The sequence below is a fragment of the Prosthecobacter sp. genome (assembly GCF_049294395.1).
GTDB lineage: Bacteria > Verrucomicrobiota > Verrucomicrobiia > Verrucomicrobiales > Verrucomicrobiaceae > Prosthecobacter.
Genome location: NZ_JBAQCR010000182.1, coordinates 1 through 4,062, shown reverse-complemented (window position 1 = coordinate 4,062; position 4,062 = coordinate 1). Strand labels below are relative to the sequence as shown.

The 4,062-nt window shown below is 59.7% G+C and carries 5 protein-coding genes; 2 read left to right on the top strand and 3 right to left on the bottom strand.

All coding sequences use genetic code 11. The features are described from left to right. The first annotated feature begins 129 nt into the window (after window positions 1–129). On the top strand, window positions 130–387 hold the full coding sequence (locus WAW39_RS12115) for a hypothetical protein (RefSeq protein WP_422319125.1): 258 nt from the start codon (window positions 130–132) through the stop codon (window positions 385–387). A gap of 41 nt (window positions 388–428) precedes the next feature. Then, entirely contained in the window at window positions 429–1,943 is a 1,515-nt protein-coding gene (gene proS, locus WAW39_RS12110) for a proline--tRNA ligase (RefSeq protein ID WP_422319123.1), read from the top strand. 199 nt (window positions 1,944–2,142) lie between these two features. Here the strand turns inward: proS and WAW39_RS12105 are convergent, their stop codons facing one another. The 3 genes from WAW39_RS12105 to WAW39_RS12095 form a co-directional block, all read right to left on the bottom strand. Then, on the bottom strand, window positions 2,143–3,030 hold the full coding sequence (locus WAW39_RS12105) for a hypothetical protein (RefSeq protein WP_422319121.1): 888 nt from the start codon (window positions 3,028–3,030) through the stop codon (window positions 2,143–2,145). A gap of 86 nt (window positions 3,031–3,116) precedes the next feature. Further along, the gene (locus tag WAW39_RS12100; RefSeq protein WP_422319119.1) at window positions 3,117–3,734 is read right to left on the bottom strand and encodes a redox-sensing transcriptional repressor Rex; all 618 of its coding nucleotides are present in this window, start codon (window positions 3,732–3,734) and stop codon (window positions 3,117–3,119) included. Between the two features lie 63 nt (window positions 3,735–3,797). Then, window positions 3,798–4,062: hypothetical protein (locus WAW39_RS12095; protein WP_422319117.1), on the bottom strand; the 265-nt coding region annotated here is incomplete at its 5' end.

The window sequence follows — 4,062 nt, the reverse complement described above, 5'->3', positions numbered from 1 at the left end:
CTTCTTGACCACGCTTAGAGGGCCTGACGAATCAAGTTTTGCAGAAGAAATGGCCCGCAGGATCGATGATAACTCGCCCGGTCATTGGGTGACGTTGGAGGAATTGAACAAGAGATACGCGGCTGATGCATGATCGAATACCGACTGTTGCTGGCGCATGAGGTCATCGTGTTTCTCGACTCCCTCAAGTCGGCGGATCGGAAACGATTGATGAAGCGTTTTCTAGAGATCACCAGCTATCCAGCTCGATATGCTGACTACGAAGAGCGTGATGCCGTGGGTCGTCGGCTCGATGTGCATATTCATGCAGGCTACGCCATTGCTTATTGGGAGGACTTCGCCGACCGGCACTTGAAGGTGCTCGATGTCAGGCCAGCCGATCATTGACCGCCTGCGGAATGCTTCTATCCTGCGCGTCCCTAATAACCATGAGCAACGCCACCGCAATCACCCCCACACGCGCCCAAGATTTTCCCGAATGGTACCAGCAGGTCGTTCGTGCCGCCGACATGGCGGAGAACTCCGAGGTCCGCGGCTGCATGGTGATCAAGCCGTGGGGCTACGGCCTGTGGGAAAACATCCAGCGCCAGCTCGATGTGAAATTCAAGGCCACCGGCCACGTGAACGCCTACTTCCCGCTGCTGATCCCCCTGAGCTACCTCGAAAAGGAAGCGCAGCACGCCGAGGGCTTTGCCACCGAATGCGCTGTGGTCACGCATCACCGCCTGGAGGCGCAGAAGCAGCCGGACGGCACCACGAAGATGATTCCGACCGGCGAACTGGCCGAGCCCTTCGTGATTCGCCCGACTTCCGAAACGATCATCGGCGCTGCCTTCGCCCGCTGGGTGGAAAGCTACCGCGACCTGCCGCTGCTCATCAATCAGTGGTGCAACGTCATGCGCTGGGAGATGCGCCCACGCCTCTTCCTGCGCACCGCCGAGTTCCTCTGGCAGGAAGGCCACACCGCCCATGAAACCGCCGAAGAGGCCATCGTGGAAACACGCACCATGCACAAGGTGTATGAGGACTTCATGCGCGATCACCTTGCCATTCCGGTGATTCCTGGCGAGAAGACCGAGCGCGAACGTTTCCCCGGCGCCGTGCAGACATTCACCGTCGAAGCCATGGTGCAGGACAAGAAGGCCATCCAGGCCGGCACGTCGCACTACCTCGGTCAAAACTTCGCCAAGGCTGCGAACATCCAGTTCCTCGGCCGTGACAACACGCGTCAGCTGGCCCACACCACGAGCTGGGGCGTCAGCACCCGCATGATCGGCACGGTCATCATGGCCCATGGCGATGACGATGGCGTCATCATCCCACCACGCGTGGCCCCGAACCAGATCGTCATCCTGCCCGTCACGCCGAAGGCTGACACGCGCGATGAAGTCATCGCCGCCTGCGAGGCGCTGGCACAAACACTGCGCACCCAGTTGTTCGCCGGTGAGCCTCTGCGCGTGCACGTGGACAAGCGCGACCTTCAGGGCGGCGCGAAGAACTGGGAATGGATTAAGAAAGGTGTGCCAATGCGTCTCGAAATGGGACCGCGCGACATCACCAGCCGCAGCGTGGCCGTTTGCCGCCGCGATCAGGGACCGAAGGCCAAGGAATTCGTGCCCAAGGAAGAGTTCATCCAGTCCGTGACGGAGCGCCTGCAGGAAATTCAGGACGCGCTTCTCGCTCGTGCCACCGCCCTGCGTGACGCGAACATGAAGAAGCTCGAAACGCTGGAAGAGTTCAAAGCCTTCTTTGCCGAAGACTCCGAAGGCGGCTTCGCCATGATGCACTGGGCGGGCAGCAGCGACGATGAAGACACTCTCAGCAAAGACCTGAAAGTCACCATCCGCTGCATCCCCCACGGCGATCAGTTTGCTGAGGAAGGGAAGTGCTTCCTCACCGGCAAGCCGAGCTCACGCCGCGTGGTGTTTGCGCGGAGTTATTGAGGTGTTGATCATGCTTAACGCTGCGCTGTAAGCGCGGCTGTAGGATGGGTGTGGCGACAGCCCGCCCGTCCATCAGCGTGCTGCAAACTCCAGGGCGTACGAACGTCCTGGAGGTCGGGCGGTTTGGCGCAGGGGAATGCAAGGGATCGCGGCAGCATGGCGCGCCAAACACACCCAACTTACGACCGGAGGCGGCGAATCAGCGCAGCACCTCGCCCTTCGTCACGTCTCCGGGCACATCCAGCAGCATGATCTGATTGATCGTCTTGAACTGGGCGTGGTCGGCCACGCTCCAGACGATCTTCTTGTCACGAGTGACTTCGATGACCTGGGCTTGCTCGCCGATGTGGCCATGGCCGAGATAGACGCAGAAGACGGTGTTCCCGTTCGGCAGGCGCTGGCAGCCGGCCATGAGACGCAGGGTGTAGCCGGGGATGTCGTTCTCAGCGAGTTCCCAAACGATGTTTTCTTTGGCGTCGAGTTCGCGCACCTGATGGCCATCGCCGCAGGTGATGAGCAGGTGGCCTTCGGGAAGCGGCACGACTTCATGCGGATCTCCAGGAACCTTGATCTGGCGCAGCACTTTGCCGTCGGCATCGAGTTCGACGATTTTGCCTTCGCCTTTGAAGCAGACGAGGTAGTGGCCGTTGGCGAGTTTGCGTGTGCCGCGAAACTGGTTGTGCAGCTTGATTTCAGGTGCTGCGGTCAGCTTGATCTCCTTGGCGATCTTCCCAGCGCGATCTACTTCAATGATGCGGCTGGTGCCACATTCCACGATCATCACATTCCCATCCGGCAGCGGCTGGCAGGAATGGACTTCGACTTTCACATCTGTCGGCGCTTTGTACTCCCACACGATCTTCTTGTCCGGTGTCACCTCCAGGGCACCGCTGACAAAGCAGAAGAGGTAGTTTCCATTCGGCAGCTTCCAGCAGTCCTGCGGGCTTTTGCATTCCCACTGCCACTCGATTTTCCCCTCGGCTGATACCACGCAGACCTTGCCACCGCCGTAGTCGCAGCAGAGAAATGGATGCGCCGCAGAAGCGGTGGAGACAAGGGCGAAGAGGGCGGCGAGGAGTCGGAGCATGGGGATGGTCGGATGGTGAGTCCGACATCAACGCATGATGCAGTGCCTTTGCTTCAACTCATTCTCAGCGCCAGCACGCCAAAGAATCAGCGGATGAAGTAGCTCAGATTCTCCAGTTCCACGGCCAGATCCACGCTGTTCACCACGACATTCTCCGGGACATCGAGGACTGTGGGGGAGAAATTCAGGATGGCCTGGATGCCGTGCTGCACCAGATCATTGACCACTGACTGGGCATTGCTGGCGGGCACGGTGAGGATGGCCATTTTCACATTCTGGCGGCGGATGAATTCAGCCATGTCAGTCATCGGCAGCACGGGCACAGTGACCTGCGGCTGCTTGCGGGGGGCGAGATCAAACGCGGCCGCGACTTCAAAGCCCTCCTTGCGGAAGCCGCCGTAGCGCAGCAGAGCGGAGCCGAGATTCCCGACGCCGACCAGAATGACGGGCTGCAGTTTGTTCTGCCCCAGCACATCCCCGATCGTGCCGCTGAGGGCGTCCACGTTGTAGCCCAGACCGCGGGTGCCGAGCTGGCCGAAATACGCCAGGTCTTTGCGCAACTGCGTGGACTTCACCCCGGCCGCTTTTGCCAAGGCGGCAGACGACACGGTGTCCACCTGGTTCTCACGCAGACGCTGCAGGCAGCGCTGGTAGATCGACAGGCGGTAGATCGACTTGCGGGGGATGTCTATTTTGGCAGGCATTGGTTGGAACAATGTGAAAATTCACCCGAAAGCATCGGATGTCAACCAAGCTAGGTTGCCAGCCTATGGCTGTAGGGGGCCGGACTGAGGATTTGGGATCGTTCTTACCGGACCCGCATCAGGAATGCGCTGAGCCGCAGGGATGTGGAGATTTTGTTCCAGCATTTTCAGGAATTCGATCAGTCCGGGGGTGGCTTTTTTCTCGTCGTAGAGCTTTTTTAAGATGGCATAACCCTTGGCCCATGAGTCTGGATCGTTGGCCTGCGCATAGGCAAAGCCGGCGAAGCGCTCGGTGAAATTCAGGCCGCCGTGCTGGAAGGAGCTCAGG

Coding starts and splice junctions, on each gene's coding strand:
- WAW39_RS12115 (WP_422319125.1), top strand. CDS start 130: ATGATCGAATACCGACTGTTGCTGGCGCATGAGGTCATCGTGTTTCTC.
- proS (WP_422319123.1), top strand. CDS start 429: ATGAGCAACGCCACCGCAATCACCCCCACACGCGCCCAAGATTTTCCC.
- WAW39_RS12105 (WP_422319121.1), bottom strand. CDS start 3,030: ATGCTCCGACTCCTCGCCGCCCTCTTCGCCCTTGTCTCCACCGCTTCT.
- WAW39_RS12100 (WP_422319119.1), bottom strand. CDS start 3,734: ATGCCTGCCAAAATAGACATCCCCCGCAAGTCGATCTACCGCCTGTCG.